Below are 1434 nucleotides of genomic sequence, written 5' to 3'. Positions count from 1 at the left end.
GTTTCTTCCAAGCATGAGCATGCAATTAGGCAGACACTCCTGGCAGTTCGGGACCTCGACCAGGGAGCCAGCGCTGACACGCGCGCTCTCCTACTCACCGCTGACGCTTGGGGTGTGACCGCGTTCGATCTCTTGCGTAGCGAGCGGTTCCAGGAAGCTGTTAGCCGAGTCGGTGATCAGCCGATTGCCGCAAGACCCCGGCGCATTCCTCTGTCGCATGATGCGTTGGAAGCGCGTCGTCCTCAGCCTCCTGGACTGCTGCTCGACACGGTCGAGGAAAGGATCAGTATTCCCGCGAAAGCTCGCGTCGCTCGCGTAGTACGTCTGCCGAAGGCTGCGGGGTAGACCTCTTGGCGCTATCGGAGCCGGACGCCGAAGCAATAAACGAAGCTCTAAAATACTGGCGTCAGGGCGATATCACCCTCGACGAAGGGCTTGAGTTCCTGCACCTCGGTGACTTGTCGCGGCCTCACACCGAGGCCTCAGAACAGACCGCGGCCGCGTTCGCCGAGACAGGCGAAGCTGTAGCAGTAGGGCCCACTCCGTTGATGGATGGGGCCCTGCACGGCCTGGTCGTGCTGAGCCAGACCTGCGATGTCGTTCGGGACTGTCGAGATCGCCCGTACATCGAGGTCGCTCCGCTGATCGAGGCATCAGCCGAGCAGCTCGAAGCAGCGCGTCGTTTGAAGATGCCAGCCTACGCTTACATCCCGGCCGTAGCAGAGCGTAGGCTCGTTGCGCATCTCGACCGTGTGATGACAGTCGAGAAGTCGCTCGTCGCTCGGTGGCGGAGGGTTCCTGGCTGGGAGCACGACAGCGAGGTTCGTGCCTTCGGCCAAGCGCTGGCTCGCAAGCGAGTTCGGTTCGCATTCCCGGATGCGTTCACCGAAGCCATCAAGAGATTGGCTGCCCGCCTTTCCAAGCAGCACGAGAAGCAGAACGAAGACGGTGCGTACCTGCGAGCACTCTGGCAGATCCGGGTCCGTGCAGCTCCCGCATGGGAGGGAGAGAAGGTCGACTTGGAGTGGTGGTTCATCAAGCACTACGACCCTGAGGGCATCGAGAAGGTTGACTGGCCCGCAGTTGTGGAAAGCTGGATGAGTCTTTTCGACGCCGGAGAGTGCTTCACCGTCAGCGGCGTCATCGTGTGCAGGCTCGAGGACATGACGGCTCGCGATTACGTCGAGAGCGACATTCTTGAGTTCGAACACCTATCCACGGCTCGTAAGAAGTAGCCCTGCCTGAGCGGCGCTCAGGCTTGCAGGAGAGTCCTCCGGACCTGCACATCCGACCATGCGCCACCGCGCGGAGCCGGGATGCCCCGGGCGTTGAGCGCCCGGGCAATCCCGCCGAGCGAGGTCGTTCCGGCCGCCCGGATGGCCGCGATCACGGGTGTGAGATCCTGAGCCCGGCCGGCCGCTCGGGCGGCCTGCA

At 63.0% G+C, this 1434-nt stretch carries 2 protein-coding genes; one reads left to right on the top strand and one right to left on the bottom strand.

The window, feature by feature from the left end:
• Window positions 1-350: 350 nt before the first annotated feature.
• Window positions 351-1235, top strand: coding sequence for a hypothetical protein (locus MFF06_RS22560; RefSeq protein WP_238208443.1), 885 nt, complete (start codon window positions 351-353; stop codon window positions 1233-1235).
• A gap of 17 nt (window positions 1236-1252) precedes the next feature.
• On the opposite strand, the gene MFF06_RS22555 is transcribed toward MFF06_RS22560, so the two are convergent.
• Window positions 1253-1434: recombinase family protein (locus MFF06_RS22555; RefSeq protein WP_238208442.1), on the bottom strand; the 182-nt coding region annotated here is incomplete at its 5' end.

The sequence above is a fragment of the Methylobacterium aerolatum genome (genome assembly GCF_022179085.1).
GTDB classification, from domain to species: domain Bacteria; phylum Pseudomonadota; class Alphaproteobacteria; order Rhizobiales; family Beijerinckiaceae; genus Methylobacterium; species Methylobacterium aerolatum.
The sequence above is the reverse complement of the archived record's forward strand: the minus strand, read 5'-3'. Positions and strand labels throughout refer to the sequence as shown.